Below are 22887 nucleotides of genomic sequence, written 5' to 3'. Positions count from 1 at the left end.
GTCATCGGTGCGCCGTGGGGTTCTGCTCCAGCTCCTCGCTGCGCGACACGCCGGCCGATTCGAAGCTCGCCATCTCGCGAAGCAGCGCGCACGCACTCACCAGCAGCGGCCAGGCCAGCGCGGCACCCGAGCCTTCGCCCAGGCGCAGGCCGAGATCCAGCAAAGGTTCGACCTTGAGGTGCGCGAGCATGAGCGCGTGGCCGCGTTCGCCCGAGCAATGTGCGAACACGCAGCGCTGCAGCACGTTCGGTTCGAGGTGTGCAGCCACCAGCACCGCAGCGCTCGCGATGAAGCCATCCACCACGATCACCCGGCGTTCCTCGGCGGCCTGCAGCACCGCACCGGTGAGCGTGGCGATCTCGAAACCACCGAACGCAGCGAGGGCATCGAGCGGCGCCTGCGCATCGCCGTGGCGCGCCAGCACCTCGCGCAGGATGCCGATCTTGCGCTGCACCGCCGCCGCGTCCAGCCCGGTGCCGGCGCCGGTGACGTCGGCCACATCGAGCCCCGCCAGGCGCGCGAGCAGCAGGGAAGCGGCCGAGGTGTTGCCGATGCCCATCTCGCCCAGCAGCAGCGCATTGCCCGGCAGGCCGCGCAGCACCTCGCGGCCGTTGGCGATGGCCTGCGCGCATTGCGCTGCGCTCATGGCGGGGCCGCTCGATGCATCGGCCGTGCCAGGCGCCACCTTGCGCACGAACAGACCGGGGCGGGGGGCGAAGTCGTGGCGCACGCCGCAGTCCACCACGTTGAGTCCGATGCCATGCTGGCGCGCCAGCACGCTCACGGCCGCGCCACCGGCGAGGAAGTTCTCCACCATCTGCCAGGTCACGTCGCTCGGGTAGGCCGAGACGCCGCGCGCCGCCAGGCCGTGGTCGGCCGCGCACACCAGCATCTGCGGTGCGCGCAGCGTGGGCTGTGGCGTGCCGAGGATGAGGCCGATGCGCTGCGCCAGCGCTTCGAGCCGGCCCAGCGAGCCCAGCGGCTTGGTCTTGTTGTCCAGCGCGCGCTGCAGCGCCTGCGCAAGTTCGGGTTGGCTGATGTCGGCGATGGTGTTCATGTTCAGGGTGCGATGAGTTGGTCGAGCAGGCCGGGTTCGACATGCTGGGCAAGAAAGTCCGCCAGGCCGTCGAACACGGTATCGAGGGTGGGGGCCGTCGCGCCGAACAGCGCGTGCAGCACGCGGGGGTCTTCGAACAGGCCGTGCAGGTAGACGCCGAGTACGTTGCCCTGCGCGTTGCACCAGCCCAGCCCATCGGGCAGCGCCCCCTGCGCCACGTCGCCAGCGGCGGCCATGGCGGCGTGTGGCAGTGTCTGCCCGTGGTGGATCTCGTAGCCGGTGGCTTCCACGCGCGAGAGCGCGGCCCAGGCGCCAGCCAGGTCGCCAAAACGCGACTGCGTGCGGCGCACGGTTTTCTGCGGGTCGAACTGCGTCACCAGCGGCAGCAGGCCGAGGCCGGGGGCGTTGCCGTCGATGCCGTGCGTGTCGATCAGCGCCTCGCCCAGCATCTGCAGGCCGCCGCACACGCCGAGCACCGGGGCGCCACGCGCGGCGTGCGCGGCGATGGCGCGGTCCAGCCCTTGTGACCGCAGCCAGGCGAGGTCGGCGGCGGTGGCCTTGCTGCCGGGCAGCACGATCCAGTCGGCACCGGCGCAGTCGGCCGGCGTGCGCGCCCACAGCAGGCGCACGCCGGGCACGTTCTTCAGCGGCTGGAACTCGTCGAGGTTGCTGATGCGCGGGTAGGCGATCACGGCGATGGTGGTGTGCACGGAGCCGGAGGCACGGGTCCTGTCGTCGAACACACCGTCCTCCTCCGGCAGGCCGTGCTGCCACCACATGGGCAGCACCGCCACCGTGGGCACGCCGGTGAGTTCCCGCAGTTGTTGCGGCGCGGGGACGAGCAGGCTGGCATCGCCGCGGAACTTGTTGAGCACGAAGCCATGGATGAGCGCGCGCTCTTCGGGTGGCAGCAAGGCCCAGGTGCCGTACAGGTGGGCGAAAGCGCCGCCGCGGTCGATGTCGGTCACGAGCAGGCAGCGCGCCTGCGCGTGCAGGGCCACGCGCATGTTGACGATGTCGCTGGCGTGCAGGTTGATCTCGGCGGGCGAGCCCGCGCCCTCGATCACCACCACGTCGTTCTCTTCGCGCAATGCGTCCAGCGCGGCCGCCACCTGCGGCCACACGCGCAGACTGCGCCCGCGCCACGGCATGCGCGACAGTGCCTCGTCCACCTGCCCCATCAGCACCACCTGGCTGCGCGTGTCCGCCTCGGGCTTGAGCAGCAGCGGGTTCATGCGGACATCGGGTTCGGCGCGTGCGGCCAGGGCCTGGAAATACTGGGCGGAACCGATCTCTCCGCCGGCCCAATGACTTTCCGCCGGGCCACCCCCAGGAAAATCAGCCGCCTCGGGCGGCTGCGACCCGCGTGAGCGGTGGAGCGAGGGGGCGACCACCCGGGCGTTGTTGCTCATGTTCTGCGCCTTGAACGGCGCCACCTTCAGGCCCATGCGGGCGTAGTGGCGGCACAGCGCGGTGGTGAGCCAGCTCTTGCCCGCACCGCTGGTGGTGCCGAGCACCATGACGCAGCGAGCGCTCATGTCGCGCGCTCCCGCTGATCCAGAAGCGCCTCATGCAATGCGGCCTGCGCCTGGGGCGATTGAGCGCTCACGCGCCATTGGCCAGGCAGGCCGAACGAGGTGGCATCGCGCAGTTTGATGCCACGCGCGCGCAGGGCCACGGCATCCAGCGCGTGTGGCGGCGTGGCGCAGAAGAAGGGTGCGTCACCGGGCGGCACGGCCCAGCCAAGATCGGTGAGGAGGCTGCGCTGCGCGGCAGTCCACCCCCGCAGCGTGTCCAGGCTGTGTGCCAGCCAGTCCTGCGACGCGGGCTGCACCCAGGCAGCGAGCAGGGCCACGGCATGCGCACCCAGCGGCCAGGAAGGCGCGAGCTCGTCGAGCGCGCGCGCCATGGGCACCGCGCCCACCGGGGCGATGGCGTAGCTGCCACGCACGCCGGTGAGGCCGAGCGCCTTGTTGGGTGACCAGAGTTGCCAGACCCGGCCGAGTGCAGCGGCATCCAGGCTGCTGCGTCCCCCGAGCCGCAAAGGCTCGTAGGCCCGGTCGAGCACCACGCGGGGGGCCGTGGCCGCCACCACCATGGCCATGGGTTCGGCGCGACCGAGCGGGCTGGCGGGCTCGCACAGCCAGGCCAGGTCGGACAACGCCGGGTAGGCCGTGCGCTCCAGGCGCCACGCCTCGGCCGCGCGCGTGTAGTCGCCATAGGCGCGCGCCGGCAACCAGACGCGCTGCCCGCCTTCGCGCGCCACCCAGGCGGTGATGCGGCCGATGAATTCGCTCGCGCTGCCGGCGATGACGATGCGTTCCGCGTCCACCGCGTGGAAGGCGGCCAGCGCTGCGCGCAAGGCGGTGTACGACGGGTCGGGGTAGTGCCGGGCGTCGGCGTGCTGCACGGCGGCCAGCGCCGTGGGGCACGGCCCACAGGCATTGGCGTTGGTGGAAAAGTCCCACCGGGGAATGCCGTGGGCATCGGGCCCACCGTGCAGGGTCGTCGTCATGCCGGCATTCTCCAGGCCAGTGCGGCCCAGGCGAGCGCGCCCACTGTCAAACCCTGCACCACCCGGCCAGCCAGGCGCAGCGCTCGCGCCGTGTCGGCCGGCTGTGCGAGACGGCCGTCACCGTGCAGGGTGTACACGCCCGGCTTGCACAGCCGCACGTCGAGCACCAGCGCCATGGCGGCCATGGGCCAGCCGCTGTTGGGCGACGGGGTGCGCCGCGCCTGCGCCTGCAGCGTGCGCCAGTGCCCCACCCCGCCCTGCACCGTGAGCAGGGCCGCGGTGATGCGCGCCGGCAGCCAGGACAGCACGTCGTCCGCCCGCGCCGCCCATTTGCCGGCCCAGGTCCAGTCGCGGCCATTGCGCTCGCCCCGGTAGCCCCACATCGCGTCGGCGGTGTTGGCGAAGCGGTACAGCGCAGCCCCGGGCAGGCCGGCAACGGCAAACCAGAACAGCGGCGCCACCACGGAGTCGTTGAGGTTTTCCGCCAGCGATTCGATGGCGCTCTCGCGCACCTGCGAGGCGTCGAGCGCGCTCACGTCGCGGCTCACCAGCCAGGCCAGCCGGGCGCGGCCCGCCGCGAGCGATTCGCCCAGCGCGTGTTCCACCGCGCTTACCTCGTCGCGCAGCATGCGCCACGAGAGCATGGGTTTGAGTAGCAGGCCCGTGACCAGCAGCTGCAGCCACATCGGCCAGTTGCCCATGAGCCTGAGCGCCGCAAGGGCGACCGCCACCACGAGCAGCGCCCCGGCGATCCAGACCAGCGCCCCCAGCACGAATGGACGGGCCATACCCGCGACGGGCGCACCCCAGGCCGGCGCGATGCGAGGGCCCAGCGCGCCGAGGTAACGCCCCATCCCCACCACCGGGTGCCACCGCGCGGGCGGCTCACCCCAACAGCGATCCACCAGCAGAGCGACCAGAATGGCCGCAGGTGCCAGCAAAGGATGGAGGTCCATCGGGACGTTCATGCAGGCATCGCCGTCGTGGCTGCGGCGGCGATCCGCAGAGCGCGCAGCAGCGCGTCAATGTCCGCTGGCCGGTGCGCAGCCGAAAGTGCGATGCGCAGCCGTGCGGTACCGGCGGGCACGGTAGGTGGGCGGATCGCCGGCACCCACACCCCCTGCTCGCGCAGCACGGCCATCACAGCAAGCGCGGCATCGTTGTCACCGATCACCAGGGGTTGGATCGCGGTGGCCGAGGGCATCAGCGCCCAGCCGGCGGCATCAAGCGCGGGATCGCTGCCGGGTGCGAGCCCTTCGCGCAGCTGCGCGATGTGCGCCTGCAACTGTTGCCGGCGGCATTCGCCATCGGGCCCGAGCACGCAGCGCAGGCCCGCCCGCACCGCCTCGGCCAGCAGCGCGGGCGCTGCCGTGGCGTAGGTGTAGCTGCGGGTCTTCTGCAGCAGCCACTCCACCAGACTGTCCGGGCCGGCGACGAAGGCACCGGCCACGCCCAGGGCCTTGCCCAGTGTCGCCATGTAGATCACGCGCCGCGAGGCCTGGGCACCGGTCAGGCCGGCAGCGGCCAGGGTGCCACGCCCCTGCGGCCCCAGCACGCCGAAACCGTGCGCGTCGTCCAACAGCAGCAAGGCGTCGTGACGTTCGCACAGCGCGTGCAGCGCCGCGACGTCGGCGACGTCACCATCCATGCTGAACACCGCGTCACTGATCACGAGCTTGCGCCTCGCCTGGCTGGCCGCCAGCAGCGCCTCCAGGCGCGCCAGGTCGGCGTGGGGGTAGCGGTGCACCGTGGCACGCGACAGGCGCGCGCCGTCGATCAGGCAGGCGTGGTTCAGTGCGTCCGAGAACAGCGCATCGCCCTCGCCCACCAAGGCCGGCACGATGCTCGCGTTGGTGGCGTAGCCTGCATAGAAATAGAGCGCGCGCGGCAGGCCCACGGCCTGGGCAAGTTCGCGCTCGAGTGCCGCATTGGCCGCGCTGTGGCCGCTGACCATGGGTGAGGCGCCGGACCCCACGCCGTAGCGGTCCACGGCGGCGTGCACGGCCTCGCGCAGCAGCGGGTCCTGCGACAGGCCGAGGTAGTCGTTGCTGCAGAAGGCAAGCAGCGACGCACCATCGACGCACAGCCGCGCGCCCTGCTCTGGCACCACCTCACGCCGGCGGCGGCGCAGCGACTGCGTGTCCAGCGTCGCCAGCTTCTCATCGAATTCGTCCAACCAGCTCATCATGTCTCTTTCATTGCCAAGCCGTGGGCAGGTCCACCGTGATTTCGTCCGCCTTCGGCGCGGTGGTCTGCCACGCTATCCGGCCCAGCAGTGGCGCCGACAGCCAGCGGCACAACGTGTGGATGTTCTCTTCGCGGCAGGGCATGTCGGGATCAATGGCGTTGGCCACCCAGCCCGCCAGAGGCAGGCCATCGGCGCGGATCGCATCGGCCGTGAGCAGCGCGTGGTTGAGGCAGCCCAGGCGCAGACCGACCACCAGCACCACAGGCGCACCGATGGCGCACGCAAGATCGGCCAGGGTTTCATCGCAGTTGACCGGCACGCGCCAGCCGCCTGCACCTTCGACCACCACCACGTCGGCGTGGCCACGCAGCGCGCGGTGCGCGGCCAGCAGGTCGGCCACGGTCACGGTGCGGCCCACGCGCGCAGCCGCCAGGTGGGGTGCCATGGCGTCGGGCAGGGCCACCGGGTTGTCGAGCGCGGCAGGCACGCGCACCGTGGAAGCCGTGCGCAAGGCAAGCACGTCCTCGCTGAGCGCTTGCCCCTGATGATCGACCAGCCCCGCCGCCACCGGCTTCATTCCGACCACACGCCGGTGGTGCCGCGCGAGCGTGTGCAGCAGGGCCGCGCTGACCAGCGTCTTGCCCACACCGGTGTCGGTGCCAGTGACGAAGCATCCGTCAAACGCCATCGCGCACCTCCACCCCGCCTACGAGCCCCGCACCGGCGTCCTCTTCCGCCAACGTGGCCTCCAACGCGGCCCGCGCCCCTTGCGCCAGCCACGCGCCCTCCTCCTCGTCGATCACGTAGGGCGGCATGGCATACAACGTGTGGCCGATGGGCCGCAGCACCAGCCCCTGTTCCAGCGCGTGGCGTGCGTAACGGCGACCAAAGTCGAGCAGGCTGCTGGCCACATCCCACGCGAACACCATGCCTTGCTGTCGCGCATGGCGCACGCGAGGGTGCGCCGAGAGCGGAGCGAACTGCGCAGCCAGCCGTGCGGCCGTGGCCTCGTTGCGCCGCAGCGCGTCGGTCTGCTCGAACAGGTCCAGCGTGGCCAGTGCGGCGCGGCAGGCCAGCGGGTTGCCGGTGTAGCTGTGCGAGTGCAGGAAACCTCGTGCGACCTCGTCGTCGTAGAACGCGGCGTAGACCTCATCGGTGGCAAGGACCACCGAGAGTGGCAGCGTGCCGCCGGTCAGGCCTTTGGAGAGACACAGGAAGTCGGCCCGTATGCCGGCCTGCTGGTGCGCGAACAGCGTGCCGGTGCGTCCAAAGCCCACGGCGATCTCGTCCAGCACCAGGTGCACTTCGTAACGGTCGCACAGCTCGCGCGCGCGCCGCAGGTAGTGGGGATCGTGCATCGCCATGCCGGCGGCGCACTGGATCAGGGGTTCGACGATCAGCGCCGCCGTCCGTTCATGGTGCTCCTCCAGCCAACCGGCCAGTGCGCGGGCGGCGCGCTCGGCGACGTCGGCGCCGGGTTCGCCCGGCAGCGCGGCACGCACATCGGGACTCGGCACGGTGGCGGCCAATCGCACCAGTGGCGCGTAGGCCTCGCGGAAGAGCGTGATGTCGGTCACGGCCAGTGCGCCCACGGTCTCGCCGTGGTACCCGCCCGCCAGCCCGACGAAGCGGTTTTTGTGGGGCCGCCCTGCGTTGCGCCAGTGGTGCGCGCTCATCTTGAGGGCGATCTCGGTGGCGCTGGCACCGTCGCTGCCGTAGAAGGCATGGCCCAGCCCAGTGGCCGCGGCCAGGCGCTCGGACAGTTCCACCACCGGGGTGTGGGTGAAGCCAGCCAGCATGACGTGGTCCAACCGGTTCAGCTGATCCGTGAGGGCTTCTCGGATGGCCGGGTGGTTGTGCCCGAACAGATTGACCCACCACGAGCTGATCGCATCGAGGTAGCGTCGGCCTTCGTGGTCATACAGCCAGACACCGTCAGCCCGCGCCACCGGCACCAGCGGCAAGGCCGCGCCGCCCGGTGCATGCAGCTTCATCTGCGTGCAGGGGTGCCACACCGCCGCGAGGCTGCGCTGGCGCCAGGTCTCATTGAGCGAGGACATGCGTGACCCTGCTTCAGTCGGCCGACACGTGGCGTGGCCTCAAACCCAGCTTGGCCAGCAGACACATGTCGGCCGCCACGTCGGGGTTGCCAGTGGTGAGCAACTTCTCGCCGTAGAAGATCGAATTGGCGCCGGCCAGGAAGCACAGGGCCTGCACCGCCTCGCTCATCTGCTGCCGCCCGGCCGACAGGCGCACCCGCGCGCGCGGCATGGTGATCCGAGCCACCGCGATGGTGCGCACGAATTCGAGCGGATCGAGGTCGGGCTGATCGGCCAGCGGCGTGCCCTGCACTTTCACCAGGTGGTTGATGGGCACCGACTCCGGGTAGTCGGGCTCGAGGTTGGCCAGCTCGGCCACCAGCGCGGCGCGCTGCAGACGCGTCTCGCCCATGCCCACGATGCCGCCGCAGCACACCTTCACGCCCGCGTTGCGCACACGCGCGAGCGTATCCAGGCGGTCCTGGTAGTCGCGCGTGGTGATGATTTCGCCGTAGAAGTCGGGCGCGCTGTCGAGGTTGTGGTTGTAGTAGTCCAGGCCCGCATCTCGCAGGATCTCGGCATGTCCGTCGGACAGCATGCCCAGCGTGGCGCAGGCCTCCAGGCCCTCGGCCTTGACGGCGCGCACGAGCTCGGCCACGGCATCGACGTCGCGGTCTTTCGGCGCGCGCCAGGCAGCGCCCATGCAGAAGCGCGTGGCGCCGGCCTGCCGTGCGCGCTGCGCCGCCTCGCGCACGGCGTCCACGCCCATGAGTTTGCCGGCGGTGAGGCCGGTGTCGAAATGCACCGACTGCGGGCAATAGCCGCAGTCCTCCGGGCAGCCGCCGGTCTTCACCGACAGCAGCGTCGCGAGCTCGATCTCGGTGGGATCGAAATGTTGGCGATGCACCGTCTGGGCGCGGTGCAGCAACTCGGGGAACGGCAGGTCGAACAGCCCCAGCACATCGTCGACGCGCCAGGCGTGCGTGCCGGCCTCGGCTGCGGGCTGGGGCGTGGGGCTCGCATGGAAATGCAGGGGCTGCACAGCGAGGGAAGTCTGCGGCAGAGCGATATCGGGCGTGGTGGTCATGTCGTAGTTCTTTCGACTTATGGAGGCGGTATTCTGCCTGTGCTTGCGGACGGGCAGGCCGCCCCCTTCTCCCCGGTCAGGCCATCTGCGACAGCTTGCCGGCTTCGCCGAAAGTGGCGCGCAACGCGGGCTGCAGCCAGCGCTGGAACGCCAGGCCGGTGGCCATGCCCATCAAGGCCCAGAACGAGACCGAGACCCAGCGCGTGGCCCAGACGAACTGCGTGCCCAGGTCGCGCAACGTGGTCTGTGCCTCACCCTGGAACCCGGCCAGGGGGTCGCCGGTGATGTGCGGCGCCCCCACCACGTAGGGCAGCGCCAGCAGCGCGGCGGCGATCAGCCAGCGGAAATGGCTGCGCATGCCGGCGGCCACGGCACAGGCGCCGGCGGCGCTCGCGGCCGCGAGCGTCCACCAGCCCTGGCGCGAACCGAGGCGCGCGGCGTCCATGCCCGGGATTTCGGCGTGCAGGCCGATCGACGGCCAGAGGTAGAAGGACAGCCAGCCAGCGGCGGCGATCACCAGCGCCAGCGGCAGCGCGCGCAACGAGGTGCCGCGCCAGGTGGCCACGCCCATCACCGCGAACACCAGCAGCGCCATGCTGAAGGCGTGCAACACGTTGGCGACGAGGGTCCAGCCGGTGCGCTCGAAGCCATCGGCGGGTGCCCATTCCTCGGCCTCTTCGTCCATGGCGTGGCCTTCGTGGCCCGCGTGCGCAGGTTGCGCAGCGGGGGCCTCCACCTTCTGGTCTTCGAACTGCTCGGCCGCCAGGATGATCGGCACGGCCTGCAGCTGTTGTACACCGGTCTGCACCAGACCCACGAACAGGGCCACCACGAGGCTGACCCAGATCAATCGTTGAAAAATCATGTTCAAACTCCAAAAAACAGACGAACCAAAGCGACCTCTTCCAGAGGTGCCGCGGAACCGGTTTTGCCAGGCTGCAGGCACCGCCCCCTCGAGGGGGTCGCGCGAAGCGCGGCGGGGGTGGTTCTCAATGGCATGGCTTGACGGTCACGTGGCGCACGTCGTGCGCCGCGTTGTGAGCGACCGGGCTCTCTGCAAAGGCCACGCCGTACAAAACGACGAGTCCCAGCGCGGCGCCGGCCGCGAGTTGCAGCAGCAGGCTGCGCGCAGCGGATGCGGTGCCCAAAGGCGTGGTGGTGCTGGTTCCATTCATGTGGTGCTCCATTTCAAGAAAAGTCGGGGCAAGAGAACAAGGAAGCCACGGTGCCGCGCCCTCTGGCGCCGTGGCGGGAACAGGAAAGGCATGTCATGCGTCCGGCACCTCCAGCGCGGGTGGCAGGCGCGCGAGGATGCCGCTGCGCAGGCGGGCGGGTCGCTCGTTGCGCAGGAGGTTGCCGTCGCTCGCGGTGGCGTGCTGGCCCGCGCAGGCCAGCACGTGCTCGGCCGTCTCGGCATCGGGCACAAGATCGCCGAACAGGTAGGTGTATTTGCCGGGCGCCTGGAAGGCCACGGAGCAGGCGCGCGAGCAGCTGCTGAGGCAGGCCATGCCACGCACCCGCACGGCGTTGTTGATGGGGCCGTGTTGCCGCGCGGCCTGCACGGCCTCGAACAACGCGGCGCCGGCGGCGGGCAGATCGCGCGAGGCACCCGGCGGACGGCAGGTGGTGCAGACGATCACCTCGGTGACCGGCAATGGCGGAACAGGTGCGGACATGTCGTTCGTTCAGAGGTGCTCAGACGGGCAGCCGGTGCTCGGCGTGCCAGCGTTCGGCCCAGGCCGCGCAGCGGCCCACGGGCTTGAGGGGGTCGTCGAAATCCACGACGACGATGTGCCCCGCTGCCGCCGGTGCCATGGGCTGTTCGAGCGTGCGGCCATCGGTGAGCAGCCACAGGCAGTTCTCACCACGCGCGTGCCGGGCCTTGCGCAGCAGGCGCTCGGCCTCGCGCAGGCAGGCCACCAGCGGCGTGCCACCGCCGCCACCCACCGGTCGCACGCGCGCGCTGCCGGCCACCCGGGCCGGGCCTGGCGGCAACAGGAGTTGCACGCCCTGGCCACCGAAGCACAGCAGCGCCACGTGGTCGCCCGCGCGCGCGGCCTGTTCGATCAGGCGCGCGGCGTAGCCCTTGGCCCAGGCCAGCCGGCCGCCGCGCTGCATGGAGCCCGAGGTATCGAGCGCGATCAGGTGCAGGCCGGGTGGGCGGGCGTTCACGGGCTGGTGGCGCAGGTGCGCCGCCGCCAGCCGCTGTGACCCCTTGGCCTGCAGCGTGCGCAACCAGTGGATGCCGGTGCCCTTCGCTTCGGCAGGACGCGCCGCGTGCCGGGCCAGGGTGGGCCGCTCGAGGGCTTGGGGTGCCTGCCACCGCCGGCCGCCGGGCGCCTGCGGCGCGTGCGGGCCGGGGTGGCTCATGCTTTTTTTGGGGGCCAGCCCCCCGTGGATGGGACACGCACCATGGCTTCGGGTTGTGGCGGCAGCGCGCCCCAGTCGCCCTCGGGTGCGGCTTCCTGCGAAACGGCGTCGCCCTGCCCGGCAGCGGGCGAAGGGTGCGGCCGAGAGGCGCCGCCAGCCGGTGGCGGTGCCACGTGCGGCGAACGGCGGTGTGCCAGCGCGAGTTCGGCCACGGCGTTCACGTCGTCCACGCACACGGTGTCGCGCTGTTCGAGCGCGGCCAGTGCGCGCGCGGCGCGCAGCATCACGAGGTCGGCCCGGATGCCGTCCACGCCGGCGGCCAGCGCCAGGTTGGCCGCGTGCTGCACCACCGCGTCGGGCCATGCCAGCGCGGCCAGTGCCTCGCGCGCGGCGGCCACGCGGGCCGCGAGTTCCGCCTGCGCAGCGGTGTGCGTGGCCAGCAGCGCCTGCGGGTCGGCGTCGAACGCCAGGCGGGCGCGCACGATGGCCTGGCGCTGCGCGGCGTCGGCCGGGTTGTCGAGCGCCACCGAGAGGCCGAAGCGGTCCAGCAGCTGCGGGCGCAATTCGCCCTCTTCCGGGTTCATGGTGCCCACCAGCACGAAGCGCGCGGCGTGCTGGCGCGACACGCCGTCGCGCTCCACCGTGTTCACACCGCTGGCGGCCACGTCGAGCAGCGCGTCCACCAGCGCGTCGGGCAACAGATTCACTTCATCCACATACAGCACGCCACCGTGGGCGCGCGCGACCAGCCCCGGCGACAGACGCACCGAGCCATCGCGCAACACGTCCTCCAGGCTGAGGGTGCCGACCAGTTGCTCCAGGCCCGCGGCCAGCGGCAGCGTGACGAACGGCGCCTGCGGCAGCAAGGTCGCCAGCGCCCGCGCCGCCGTGGACTTGGCGGTGCCGCGCGGGCCGCTGATAAGGACGCCGCCCATGCCCGGGTCGATGGCGGCGAGCAGCAGCGCGCGCTGCAATCTCTCGTGGCCGACCAGCGCGGAGAAGGGGAAGCTGGCCGGCGAGGCGGTCTGCAGTTCGGGCGTGATGTTCATGGGGGCAATCCTTGGTCTTCGAGCGTGTGCTCCAGCGCCAGCAGGTGGTGTTCGATGCGTTCGCGGTGGTCGCCGGGCTCGGCCCACAGGCCACGCCGCATGGCTTCGAGCAGGCGTTCGCCGATGCTGCGCAGCGCCTGGGGGTTGTGCTGTTGCAGGAAGTCGCGCGTGGCGCCGTCGTGCAGGTAGGCGTCGGCCACGAGCGCGTACTGGTGGTCGCCTACCACGCCGGTGGTGGCGTCGAAGGCGAACAGGTAGTCCACCGTGGCGGCGATCTCGAAGGCGCCCTTGTAGCCATGGCGCTTGACGCCGTCGATCCACTTGGGGTTGACGGCGCGCGCACGCACCACGCGCGCCACCTCTTCGCCCAGCGGCCGCACGCGCGGCGCGCCGGGCGTGCTGAAGTCGCCGTGGTACAGCGCGGCGCTCTCGCCGGTGAGGTGCTGCACGGCGGAGGCCATGCCGCCCTGGAACTGGTAGTAGTCGTCGGAGTCGAGGATGTCGTGCTCGCGGTTGTCCTGGTTGTGCAGCACCGCGTCCACGCGCGCCAGGCGCTGTTCGAAGGCCGCGCGCGCCGCCTCGCCGTGCTGGCCCTGCGCGTAGGCGAACGCGCCAGCACGCAGGTAGGCCTGTGCGAGCTCCGCGCGGTCGTTCCAGCGCCCGCTGGCGATCAGCTCCTGCAGGCCGGCCCCATAGCCACCCGGGCGCGGGCCGAACACGCGCCAGGTCGCCTGACGCTGCGCGTCGTCGAGCCGGGCGCCGGCGGCCACCGCCTCGGCGGCTTCGCGCCGCACGCGCACACGGATCGGGTTCACGTCGTCCGGCTCGTCGGCTTCGGGTATGGCGGCCACGGCGCGCACCGCCGTGTCGAACAGGTCGATCACGTTCGGGAACGCATCGCGGAAGAAACCGGAGACGCGCAAGGTCACGTCCACGCGCGGCCGGTTGCGGATGGCCATGGGCAGCACCTCGATGTCCACCACGCGGTTGCTGCCGGGCGCCCACTTCGGCCGCACGCCCAGCAGCGCGAAGGCCTGGCCGATGTCTTCTCCTCCGGTGCGCATGGTCGCCGTGCCCCACACCGAGAGGCCGACCGCGCCGGGAAAGCTGCCGTGGTCCTGCACGTGGCGCTCGACCACGCGTTCGGCCGCGAGCGCGCCCATGGCGTAGGCGGTGGGCGTGGGCACGGCGCGCGTGTCCACCGAATAGAAATTGCGGCCGGTGGGCAGCACGTCGGGCCGGCCGCGCGAGGGCGCGCCGCTGGGGCCGGCGGGCACGAAGCGGCCCGAGAGGCCGCGCATGAGCTGGCCGATCTCGTTGGGGCCGCAAGCGTCGAGCCGGGGCGCCAGGGTCTGGCGCATGCGCTCGATGACCGGCGCCGTGTGCGGCGACGCCTCGGCGTCCATCGCCATGGCGTGCTCGCCCAGGTGCCGCTCGACCAGCGCGCTCGCCAGCAACTCCAGCCGCTCGCGCGTGTGCCCGGCGTGGCGCCAGGGCTCGTCGCTCAGGGCCTGCAATACAGCCGGGCGTGGCCCGGTCCAGGTCTCGGCCCATTCCGGGCTGAGCGGGTCGAAGTTCTGCAGGCCGAGGTCTTGTGCCAGCGCCACCAGCAGGCTGCCCTGCCCCGCCACCTGGCCGCCGGGAAAACGCGCCAGCGCCACCAGCGTGTCGGTGCGCTGACGGCCCTGGGGCGACTCGCCGAGGATGTGCAGCCCATCGCGGATCTGCGATTCCTTGATCTCGCACAGGTAGGCGTCGAGCCGCGCCAGCAGCTGCTCGCGCTGCGCCTCGTCGGCCGGTGGCTGGAAGCCCAGTTCCTGGTGCAGCCGGTGTTTGAGCACCTGCGCCAGGATGCCTTCGCGCAACCGCTTCGCGCGGCGCGGGTCGAGCGAGAGCGCCTCGTAGTACTCGTCCATCTGGCGCTCGAGCTCCTGCAGCGGGCCGTAGGTTTCGGCGCGCGTGAGGGCGGGCATGAGGTGGTCGATGATCACCGCCTGCGTGCGGCGCTTGGCCTGACTGCCCTCGCCCGGGTCGTTCACGATGAAGGGGTACAGGTGCGGGAGGGGCCCGAGGATGGCGTCGGGCCAGCAGGCCGCACCGAGCGCCACGCTCTTGCCCGGCAGCCATTCGAGGTTGCCGTGTTTGCCCACGTGCACCACCGCATCCACCGCGAAGCGGCGCCGCAACCAGAAATAGAAAGCCAGATAGGCGTGCGTGGGAACGAGGTCGGCATCGTGGTACGTGGCCACCAGATCGAGGTCGCGCCCGCGCGCCGGCTGGATACCCACGAACACCTGGCCCAGGCGCAGGCCCGGCACCATGAAGCGGCCGCTGCGCAGCATCGGGTCCTGTTCCGGTGCGCCCCACAAGGTGTTCACCGCGTCCTGGTTCTCCTGTGGCAAGGCGTGGAAGTCGGCCAGGTAGTCGGCCATGGCCAGGCTCTGTCCGACCGGCCGGTGGTCGTTCGCGTCGGTGTCGTTGGTGACGCCCAGCACCAGCCGCGCCATCAGCGCGTCGCCGTCTGCGGGCAGTTCGCCAGTGGAGTACCCCGCTTCGCGCAAGCTGCGCAGGATCGTCACGGTGGACGCGGGCGTGTCCAGCCCGACGCCGTTGGCCAGGCGTGCGTCGTCGTTCGGGTAGTTGGCCAGGATCAGCGCGAGGCGCTTGTCCGCGTTCGGCTTGTCGCGCAGCGTGCACCAGCGGCGCGCGAGTTCGGCCACGAAGCGGATGCGCTCGGGTTTTGGCTGGTAGCGCACCACGTCCACCTCGGTGCGTTCGCAGCGCCAGGCCAGCCCTTTGAAGCTGATGGCGCGCGTGCCGATGCGGCCGTCCACCTCCGGCAGCACCACCTGCATGGCGAGGTCGCGGGGGGCCAGGCCGTGCGGGTCGGCCTGCCATTGTTCCTGCGAGCAACCGGCGGTGATGAGCTGCAGCACCGGCGCATCACCGGCCAGCGTGACCTCGTCCGCACCGTCGCCGTCGAGCGAGGCCACGGCAAAGCTGGTGGCGTTGAGCACCACGGCCACGCCGCGCCCGGCGGCCATGCCTTGCAGCGTGGCGAGGCTGCCGGGGTTCTTGAGCGAATCGATGGCCACGGCGATGGCGTTGAGGCCCTCGTCGGCCAGCGCGGCCAGCATGGCGTCGAACACGGCCGTGTTGCCCGATTGCAGGTGTGCCCGGTAGAACACCAGCAGGGCCACGGGTGCACCGGCACGCCAGGGCGCCACGGCCTGCGGCGTGTACAGCATCACTGGCGGCAACGGGACCGGCAACGGTGGCCTTGGACCGAGACCGAATGCCGCGTGGCCGATGAGGGAGAAGAAGGCCTGTGCGTTGTCGCGTCCGCCTTCGCGCAGGCAGCGCCAGAGCTGGTCGCAATCCTCGGGCGATGCGGTGCTGCGCATCAGCAACTGCGGGTCCTGCGCGTTGTCGCCAGAGAACAGCGCCAGCCACTGACCGTGTTTCGCCGCCAGCGCCACCGCCTGCTCCACCACGTAGGCCCAGTCGCTCGGTGCGCCCAGGTGGTCGATCACCACCACACGGGCATGGCGCAGCACGTCGTCCACGTACATGTCGGTGGAGGCGGGCTGGCGCAGCCACATGAGGTTCACCAGCCGCACGGTGGGAAAGCCATCGCCCAGGCTGTTGGCGGCATCGGCCAGCAACGAGAGTGTGGTGTCCGCTGCGCTGAGCACCACGATGTCACCCGGGGTCTGCTCCACGCGCACGATGCCCTGCCCGCCGTCCTCGACGTGGCCGCCCGGGCGCGTGGACAGCAGGTGCATGTCAGGCCGCGCTGGCGCCGGCGCTCAGGGTCGACTGCAGTTCGCTCTGCAACGCGTCGCGGTCGAGGTGATCGCCGATGAACACCAGGCGCGTGGCCCGCACTTCGTCTGCGCGCCACGCGCGGTCGAAGTGGCTGTCGAAGCGCTGGCCCACGCCCTGCACCACCAGGCGCATGGCGGCGCCGGGCAGGGCCACGAAGCCTTTCACGCGGTAGATCTCATGGCGCTGCACGAGCGCGACGAGCGCGTCCAGCAGGCGCTGGCGGTCCGGCGTGTCCAGCGTGAGCGAGACCGAATCGAACTCGTCGTGGTCGTGGTCCTCCTCCTCGTCGTGGTGCGTCTTGCGCTGGTCGATCACGTCTTCCACCGCGCGCTCCAGGCCGAGCAGCACGCCCAGGTCCAGCCGGCCGTGCTGCGCGTGCACCAGTTTCACGCCGGCCGGCGTCTCGGCGCGGATCGTGGTCTCCACGCCCACCAGAGCGGCCGCGTCCAGGCCGTCGGTCTTGTTCACCACCACCAGGTCGGCGGTGGCGAGCTGGTCTTCGAACAGTTCGGCCAGCGGCGAGTCGTGGTCCAGGTTCTCGTCGGCTCGGCGCTGGGCGTCCACCGCCGCCGGGTCTTCGGCGAACAGGCCCGCGGCCACGGCGGGTGCGTCCACCACGGTCACCACGGCATCGACCGTGAAGGCGTTGCGCAGCGCTGGCCACTGAAAGGCCTGCACCAGCGGCTTGGGCAGGGCCAGGCCCGAGGTCTCGATGACGAGGTGGTCGATCTGGTCGCGCCGCGCGGCAAGCTGCTCCATCACGGGCGCGAACTCTTCCTGCACGGTGCAGCACAGGCAACCGTTGGCGAGCTCGAACAGCTGGCCGTTCTCTTCACCGTTCTCGTCGCAACCGATGCCGCAGCCTTTCAGCAGTTCGCCGTCGATACCCAGTTCGCCGAACTCGTTGACGATGACAGCGATGCGGCGGCCCTGCGCGTTCGTGAGCAGGTGGCGCAGCAGCGTGGTCTTGCCGGCGCCGAGGAAGCCGGTGACGATGGTGGCGGGAATCTTTCGGGTCTGCATGGGGTCTCCGGTTCAGGGGCGTGTGGGCAGGGCGAGCAGGCAGTCGGCCAGCATGTGGGCGGCCTCGCCGAGGCGGGGGCCGGGGCGCGAGAGCAGGTCAATGCGCTCGGCGTCGAGCTGGCAGACCTGCTGCCGGCGCAGCGCGGGCAAGGCGGCCCAGCCCGGGCGGTCGGCCATCGCCGACAAGGTGGCGGCGGGGCCGATGATCAGATCGGGCGAGCGGCGCACCACCATCTCGGGGTTGACGCGCGGGAACAGGCCCGCATCGCCACTGACGATGTTGACCAGGCCCAGCCGCGCCACGGTTTCACCGATGAAGCTTTTCGCGCTCGCCGCCGTGGGGCCGACGCCGACCTCCACGTACACCGTACGGCCGCGCAGCGCCGCCGGCACGCGGCGTGCGGCGGCGTCCAGCTCTTGTTCGATGCGCTGCACCAGTTCCTGGGCGCGCGCGGTCTCGCCGAGCGACTGGCCCAGCGCGAGCAGCATGCGCTTGAGGTCGGCATGGGTGCGCGCGTCGAAGGTCTGCACCGGCACGCCGAGTTCGCTCAGGCGCTCGCCGGCGCGGCTTCGCGGCCCGAGCAACACCATGTCTGGGCGCAGCGCGACGATGTGTTCGATCTGCGCGTCCTGCAGGCCACCGACTTTCGGCAGCTTCGCCACCGGTCCCGGCCCGCTCGAATAGCGGTCCACACCGACCAGCTGCGCGCAGTGGCCGAGCGCGCACACGGCTTCGGTGAGCGAGGGTGAGAGGGTGACGATGCGGTGCTGCGCGAGTGCGGGGGTAACGCCGAAACCGCCGAGCAGCCCGAACGCCAAAGGCCCCAGCAAGGGATACCGCAGAACCGGCTTGGCCGGGCGGCAGGTATCGCCCCCTTGAGGGGGGACGCGCGGAGCGCGGCGGGGGTGTTTCAGATCCATCAGTCTTCAATGCCTCTTTGCGCGGGCACGCCAGCTTTGAAGTGGTGCTTGATCAGCGTCATCTCCGTCACCGTGTCGGCCAGCTCGATCAGTTCCGCCGGCGCGCCGCGCCCGGTGAGCACCACGTGCACCTGCGGCGGCCGCTCGCGCAGGCAGGTGAGCACCGCGTCCAGCGGCACCCAGCCGTAGCGCAGCGGGTACATGATTTCATCCAGCACCACCATGAAGTGCCCGCCGGCGCGGATGGTGGCCTCGGCCTTCGCCCAGCCGTCGCGCGCGAGTTCGGCGGAGTGGTCCAGATCGCGGCTCTTCCAGCTGAAGCCGTCCCCCAGCCCTTCGATGGGAATGCCGAGCTGCTCGAACAGGCGGTGTTCGCCGAACCGCGCCGACGGCACCTTCATGAACTGGTAGACCTTCACGGTCTTGCCACGGCCGTGGGCACGCAGCGCAAGACCGAACGCAGCGGTGCTCTTGCCCTTGCCGGTGCCGGTGTGCACCAGCACCAGGCCGCGCCGTTCGCCCTGGGGTTTGGGGGTGTCCCGCAACACGGGTGGAGTTTCGATCTGCATATCAGTTTTTCACCGCACCGGCATGCGGCCCACAACGAGAGAAGGAGAGACAACCTCCATCAGAGGCATCAAGGGTCCGGCTCCGCCGGCCCGAGATGCCGTCCCCCGCCCAGCGCCGAAGGCGCGCCAGAGAGGAGGGAAGCCGCAAAGCGGCGCAGGGGGGGTGTGTCATGTTCAGCGGGGCAGCGCGACCCACTGGTCGCCGAGGGGGTGGATCGCGATGCGATGGTCAAAGACCTGTTCGAGGGCGCGGTGGGTCGCGTGGTCGTCGCAGGTGCCCTGGTGGCGCACACGGCCGGCGGCCATCACCACCATCTGGTCGGCGTGCAGCGCCATGCCGATCTCGTGCAGCACGCTCACCACGGTCTTGCCATGGGCAACGAGTTCGCGCACCAGGAGCAGCCAGTCGGCCTGGTGCGGTGGGTCGAGGTTGGCCAGCGGCTCATCCATCAGCATCACGTCGGCCTGCACGGCGAGCAGGCGCGCGAGCAGCACGCGCTGGCGCTCGCCGCCCGACAGCGCGCCCAGCGGACGCTCCCGCCAGTCCCAGGCCTGCGTGGCGCGCAGAGCCTGTTCCACCGCCGCGCGATCGGCGTCGGACGGCGCGGCCAGCCAGGCCTGGTGGGGCAGGCGGCCCAGCATGGCCACATCCCACACGCTGAGGTCATCAGCGCCCTGCTCGCCCTGCCCCAGCCACGCCAGGTGCCGCGCGCGTTCGCGGCCACGCCACTGGGCCAGCGGGCGGTCCAGCAGCCGCACCTGCCCGCTGTGCGGCAGCAGCCCGGCCAGCGCCTTGAGCAGGGTCGACTTGCCCGCGCCGTTGGGGCCGACCACGCTGGTCCAGCGACTGGCGTGCAAGGCGATGTCGATGCCATGCAGCACGGGAGCGTCACCGAGCACCACGCCGATACCTTGCGCTTGCAGCGCCATGGGCTGGACGGCGCTCACAGTCCACCTCCCGGCCGGCGGCGCCGGTGCATCAGCCAGAGCAGGTAGCTGCCACCCAGCACGGCAGTGAGCACACCGACCGGCAATTCCTGCGGGGCGATGACCCAGCGCGCCAGCACGTCGGCCGACATCAGCAGCAGCCCGCCCATCAGTGCGCTGAGGACGATCAACCGGCCGTGCGTGGTCTTGACGATGGAGCGCACGAGGTGAGGCGAAGCCAGTCCCACGAAGGCGATCAGGCCGGTCTGTGCCACGGACGCACCGGTGGCCAGGGCCAGCACCGCCACGAGCACGACACGCACGACGGACAACGGCAGGCCCAGGCTGACGGCCGTGGCCTCGCCCAGTGCCAGGCCATCGAGCACGCGCCCCAGCGAAGCCCCCACCAGCAGCGCGGCCAGCAGCATGGCCGCCATCACGCCGCAGGCCGCCCAGCCCACAAAACCGGTGCTGCCCAGCATGAAGCCCTGCATGGCCTGCAGCACGTCGGGCGAGGCGATGGTGACCAGATCGCGCGCAGCACCGAGCACCACGCCCACGATCACGCCCGCCAGCAGCAGGCGCAGCGTGTGCTGCACGCCCTTGGCCAGCGCCAGCGTGAGCACCACGCCGATCACCGCGCCCGCGAAGGCCGCGCCCGTCAGGCCCAGCCGCACCAGCCATTGCGTGGCGAACGGCGTGGCACCGAACAGCGCCAGGGCCAGCGCCACGCCGAGCGCGGCACCCGAGGCGCTGCCCAGCAGGTACGGGTCGGCCAGTGGGTTGCGGAAAAGCCCTTGCGCCACCGCGCCCGCCAGGCCAAGCAGCGCGCCGGCCACCCACGCCCCCAGCGTGCGCGGCAGGCGGATGTCCCACAGGATCTGCCAGGCCACCGGGTCGTGCCGCGCGCGCAGCACGCTGTCGAAGCCGGTGCTGCCCACGCCCGCACCGAGCACCAGCACGGCCACGGCGGCCACCAGCAGGGCACTGGCGAGCCAGAGGCTGTGGCGTGCACCACTCATCGCGCGCCCTTTTCGGTGATGCAGCGTGCCATCAGCCGCGCGGCCTCGGCCATGCGGGGGCCGGGACGCACCAGCACATCGGACTCGTCGGCGGTGAACACGCAGACCCGCTGCTCTCGCAAGGCACGGATGCTGCGCCAGCCCGGCCGGGACTCCAGGCCCTGCACATTGCGCGCGCCGATCATGATCAGGTCCGGGTTGGTGCGCACCACGTACTCGGGATTGACACGCGGGAAGGGCCCCATGGCGGGCGTCACGACGTTCTGAAGACCGAGCCGGGCCATCATCTCGCCGATGAAGGACTTCGTGCCGGCCGCATAGCCGCCCGCGCTCACCTCGTAGTACACGCGCAGGCCTTTTGCGCCCGGCGGCAGCGACTGCGCCGCCGCCGACACGCCGGCATCGATGGCGCGCCAGATGCGCTCGGCATCCGGCACCTCGAGCAGTTGACCGAGCTTGCCCATGACGCGTTGCGCGTCTGCCGAGCTTTTTGGCTCCATGGCCAGCACCTTCACACCGAGCGACTCGAGCCGCTGCACGCCTCGCGACGAGGTGGCCATGAGCACCACGTCGGGCTTGAGGGCCACGATGGCTTCGATGTTCGGGTCGATGCCACCACCGACCTGCGGCAGCGCGCGCACCGGGGCCGGGTGGTTGGAATAACGGTCCACGCCCACCAGTCGGTGGCACTGGCCGAGTTCGCACACCGTCTCGGTAAGCGACGGCAGCACGGACACGATGCGCTGCGGCGGTTGCGGCAGCGCCACGGTCACACCGCGGTCGTCCGTCACCTGCACACCGGCTGCGTGCAGCACACCAGCGGACGACAGCGTGAGCGCAACGGCCCAGCGGAAGAAGAAGACACGCGACATCACGCAGGCGCTTTCAAGGTGAGAGGCAGACCCGCGGCCATGAGCGTCACGCGCTCGCAGGCAACCGCCACGGCCTGGTTCAGGGCGCCCAGCGCGTCCACGAAGGCGCGGGTTTCGCGCCCCAGGGGAATCACGCCCAGGCCGATTTCATTGCCGACAAGCACCACCGGACCGGGCGCGGCAGCGATCGCGTCGCACAGCGCGGCGGTGGGTCGCGTCGCATCGACGCCCGCGCCTTCGGCGGGCATGAGCAGGTTGGTGAGCCACAGGGTGAGGCAGTCCACCACCACGAGCGTGTCCGGCGCGCTGTGCTGCGCCAGCGCCTCCGCCAGCGCCAGTGGCTCTTCCACCGTGTCCATGCCGGGCACGCGTTCGGCGCGGTCGCGCTGGTGGCGCGCGATGCGCTCGCGCATCTCGTCGTCCCAGGGCTGGCCGGTGGCGATCAGCACCGCGCGGTGAAGTGCTGCATCCGCCAGCCACTGGCGGGCCAGCGATTCCGCGCGGCGCGACTTGCCGCTGCGCTGCCCACCGAGAACGAATTCGCTGCGCGCGATGGGGTCAGCCATGGCGCTGCATCCAGTCGATGACGATGCGGTGCATCTGCGCCACACCGTCGGTGAGCGCGGCCGGTCCGGGCTGCAGGATGTCGGCCGACTTGATCTCGAACAGCTGGCCGTTCCTCACCGCATTCACGGCTTCCCAGCCAGTGCGCGCGGCCACCTTCTCGGCGCGGAACTTCTTGCCGCACCAGGAGCCGATCACGATGTCGGGGTTGCGCCGCACGATCTCGGCGCCGTCCGCGATGATGCGGTCCTTGCCCAGCGGCATCGCAGCCAGTTCGGGGAACACGTCGTCACCGCCTGCGATGCCCAGCAGCTCCGACACCCAGCGGATGCCGCTGATGTGGGGCTCGTCCCACTCCTCGAAGAACACGCGCGGGCGTCGCCGCCCCTGGGCCTGCAGCGCCTGCACGGCGGCACGGATGCCGTCGAGCTGCCGGCGCGTGGCGTCGATCCAGGCCAGCCCTTCGCCGGTACACCCCACGACCGCAGCCACCTGGTACAGCATGGAACAGATCTCCTCCACACTGCGCTGGTTGAAAACCGTCACCTGCACGCCCGCGCGGATGAGCTCGGCGGCGATGTCGGCCTGCAGGTCGGAGAACCCGAAGACGCTGTCCGGCTGCAAGGCGAGGATCCGGTCGATCTTCGCGTTCAGGAAGGCACTGACCTTGGGCTTTTCCTCACGCGCGCGGCGCGGCCGCACGGTGTAGCCGGAAATGCCGACGATGCGATGCTCCTGCCCCAGCAGGTACAGCCACTCGGTGGTCTCCTCGGTGAGGCAGACGATACGCTGGGGGCCTGGTGTGAGGCTCACGTGATCTCTCCCGAAAGTTTCCACCCGGCCCTTTCCGGCAATC

General features: G+C 71.1%; 22 protein-coding genes. All 22 read right to left on the bottom strand.

What is annotated here, in order from left to right; genetic code table 11:
• Nucleotide 1: 1 nt before the first annotated feature.
• The gene (cobT, locus tag J2X09_RS10130; protein ID WP_204733012.1) at nt 2–1057 is read right to left on the bottom strand and encodes a nicotinate-nucleotide--dimethylbenzimidazole phosphoribosyltransferase; all 1056 of its coding nucleotides are present in this window, start codon (nt 1055–1057) and stop codon (nt 2–4) included.
• Between the two features lie 2 nt (nt 1058–1059).
• Complete coding sequence (locus tag J2X09_RS10125) at nt 1060–2595, bottom strand: cobyric acid synthase (RefSeq protein WP_204733013.1); 1536 nt, start codon at nt 2593–2595, stop codon at nt 1060–1062.
• Entirely contained in the window at nt 2592–3572 is a 981-nt protein-coding gene (locus tag J2X09_RS10120) for an aminotransferase class I/II-fold pyridoxal phosphate-dependent enzyme (RefSeq protein ID WP_204733014.1), read from the bottom strand. Before J2X09_RS10120 ends, J2X09_RS10125 begins: the two co-directional genes overlap by 4 nt.
• Nucleotides 3569–4540, bottom strand: a complete 972-nt coding sequence (cbiB, locus tag J2X09_RS10115; protein ID WP_204733015.1) for an adenosylcobinamide-phosphate synthase CbiB — start codon at nt 4538–4540, stop codon at nt 3569–3571. Before cbiB ends, J2X09_RS10120 begins: the two co-directional genes overlap by 4 nt.
• On the bottom strand, nt 4537–5760 hold the full coding sequence (gene bioF / locus J2X09_RS10110; protein ID WP_204733016.1) for an 8-amino-7-oxononanoate synthase: 1224 nt from the start codon (nt 5758–5760) through the stop codon (nt 4537–4539). Before bioF ends, cbiB begins: the two co-directional genes overlap by 4 nt.
• A 7-nt stretch (nt 5761–5767) precedes the next feature.
• Complete coding sequence (gene bioD, locus J2X09_RS10105) at nt 5768–6448, bottom strand: dethiobiotin synthase (RefSeq protein WP_204733017.1); 681 nt, start codon at nt 6446–6448, stop codon at nt 5768–5770.
• On the bottom strand, nt 6438–7820 hold the full coding sequence (locus J2X09_RS10100; protein WP_204733018.1) for an adenosylmethionine--8-amino-7-oxononanoate transaminase: 1383 nt from the start codon (nt 7818–7820) through the stop codon (nt 6438–6440). The genes bioD and J2X09_RS10100 overlap by 11 nt, the downstream gene beginning before the upstream one ends.
• Before the next feature lie 13 nt (nt 7821–7833).
• The gene (gene bioB / locus J2X09_RS10095) at nt 7834–8886 is read right to left on the bottom strand and encodes a biotin synthase BioB (protein WP_204733019.1); all 1053 of its coding nucleotides are present in this window, start codon (nt 8884–8886) and stop codon (nt 7834–7836) included.
• Between the two features lie 76 nt (nt 8887–8962).
• Nucleotides 8963–9751, bottom strand: a complete 789-nt coding sequence (locus J2X09_RS10090; protein WP_204733020.1) for a CbtA family protein — start codon at nt 9749–9751, stop codon at nt 8963–8965.
• A 124-nt stretch (nt 9752–9875) separates the two neighbouring features.
• Entirely contained in the window at nt 9876–10061 is a 186-nt protein-coding gene (locus J2X09_RS10085; RefSeq protein ID WP_204733021.1) for a CbtB domain-containing protein, read from the bottom strand.
• Nucleotides 10062–10154: 93 nt separating this feature from the next.
• Entirely contained in the window at nt 10155–10562 is a 408-nt protein-coding gene (locus J2X09_RS10080) for a DUF1636 family protein (RefSeq protein ID WP_204733022.1), read from the bottom strand.
• Between the two features lie 19 nt (nt 10563–10581).
• Nucleotides 10582–11256, bottom strand: a complete 675-nt coding sequence (locus tag J2X09_RS10075; RefSeq protein WP_310308140.1) for a vWA domain-containing protein — start codon at nt 11254–11256, stop codon at nt 10582–10584.
• Complete coding sequence (locus J2X09_RS10070; protein WP_204733023.1) at nt 11253–12305, bottom strand: magnesium chelatase ATPase subunit I; 1053 nt, start codon at nt 12303–12305, stop codon at nt 11253–11255. The genes J2X09_RS10075 and J2X09_RS10070 overlap by 4 nt, the downstream gene beginning before the upstream one ends.
• Entirely contained in the window at nt 12302–16090 is a 3789-nt protein-coding gene (gene cobN / locus J2X09_RS10065) for a cobaltochelatase subunit CobN (RefSeq protein WP_204733024.1), read from the bottom strand. Before cobN ends, J2X09_RS10070 begins: the two co-directional genes overlap by 4 nt.
• A 1-nt stretch (nt 16091) precedes the next feature.
• Complete coding sequence (cobW, locus tag J2X09_RS10060) at nt 16092–17156, bottom strand: cobalamin biosynthesis protein CobW (RefSeq protein WP_204733025.1); 1065 nt, start codon at nt 17154–17156, stop codon at nt 16092–16094.
• A gap of 12 nt (nt 17157–17168) precedes the next feature.
• Nucleotides 17169–18077 (bottom strand): ABC transporter substrate-binding protein, encoded by a 909-nt coding sequence (locus J2X09_RS10055; protein ID WP_204733026.1) that lies wholly within the window; start codon nt 18075–18077, stop codon nt 17169–17171.
• On the bottom strand, nt 18077–18646 hold the full coding sequence (cobO, locus tag J2X09_RS10050) for a cob(I)yrinic acid a,c-diamide adenosyltransferase (RefSeq protein ID WP_204733027.1): 570 nt from the start codon (nt 18644–18646) through the stop codon (nt 18077–18079). Before cobO ends, J2X09_RS10055 begins: the two co-directional genes overlap by 1 nt.
• 174 nt (nt 18647–18820) lie before the next feature.
• The gene (locus tag J2X09_RS10045; protein WP_204733299.1) at nt 18821–19576 is read right to left on the bottom strand and encodes an ABC transporter ATP-binding protein; all 756 of its coding nucleotides are present in this window, start codon (nt 19574–19576) and stop codon (nt 18821–18823) included.
• Between the two features lie 14 nt (nt 19577–19590).
• The gene (locus J2X09_RS10040; RefSeq protein ID WP_204733028.1) at nt 19591–20595 is read right to left on the bottom strand and encodes a FecCD family ABC transporter permease; all 1005 of its coding nucleotides are present in this window, start codon (nt 20593–20595) and stop codon (nt 19591–19593) included.
• Nucleotides 20592–21467, bottom strand: a complete 876-nt coding sequence (locus J2X09_RS10035) for an ABC transporter substrate-binding protein (protein WP_204733300.1) — start codon at nt 21465–21467, stop codon at nt 20592–20594. Before J2X09_RS10035 ends, J2X09_RS10040 begins: the two co-directional genes overlap by 4 nt.
• Entirely contained in the window at nt 21467–22033 is a 567-nt protein-coding gene (gene cobU, locus J2X09_RS10030; RefSeq protein ID WP_204733029.1) for a bifunctional adenosylcobinamide kinase/adenosylcobinamide-phosphate guanylyltransferase, read from the bottom strand. The genes J2X09_RS10035 and cobU overlap by 1 nt, the downstream gene beginning before the upstream one ends.
• Entirely contained in the window at nt 22026–22844 is an 819-nt protein-coding gene (locus J2X09_RS10025; RefSeq protein ID WP_310308136.1) for an ABC transporter substrate-binding protein, read from the bottom strand. Before J2X09_RS10025 ends, cobU begins: the two co-directional genes overlap by 8 nt.
• Nucleotides 22845–22887: the final 43 nt, after the last annotated feature.

Source organism: Hydrogenophaga laconesensis, assembly GCF_031457235.1.
Taxonomy (GTDB): Bacteria; Pseudomonadota; Gammaproteobacteria; order Burkholderiales; family Burkholderiaceae_C; genus Hydrogenophaga; species Hydrogenophaga laconesensis.
Note: the sequence above shows the minus strand (reverse complement) of the source record. Positions and strands in the feature narration are given on the sequence as shown.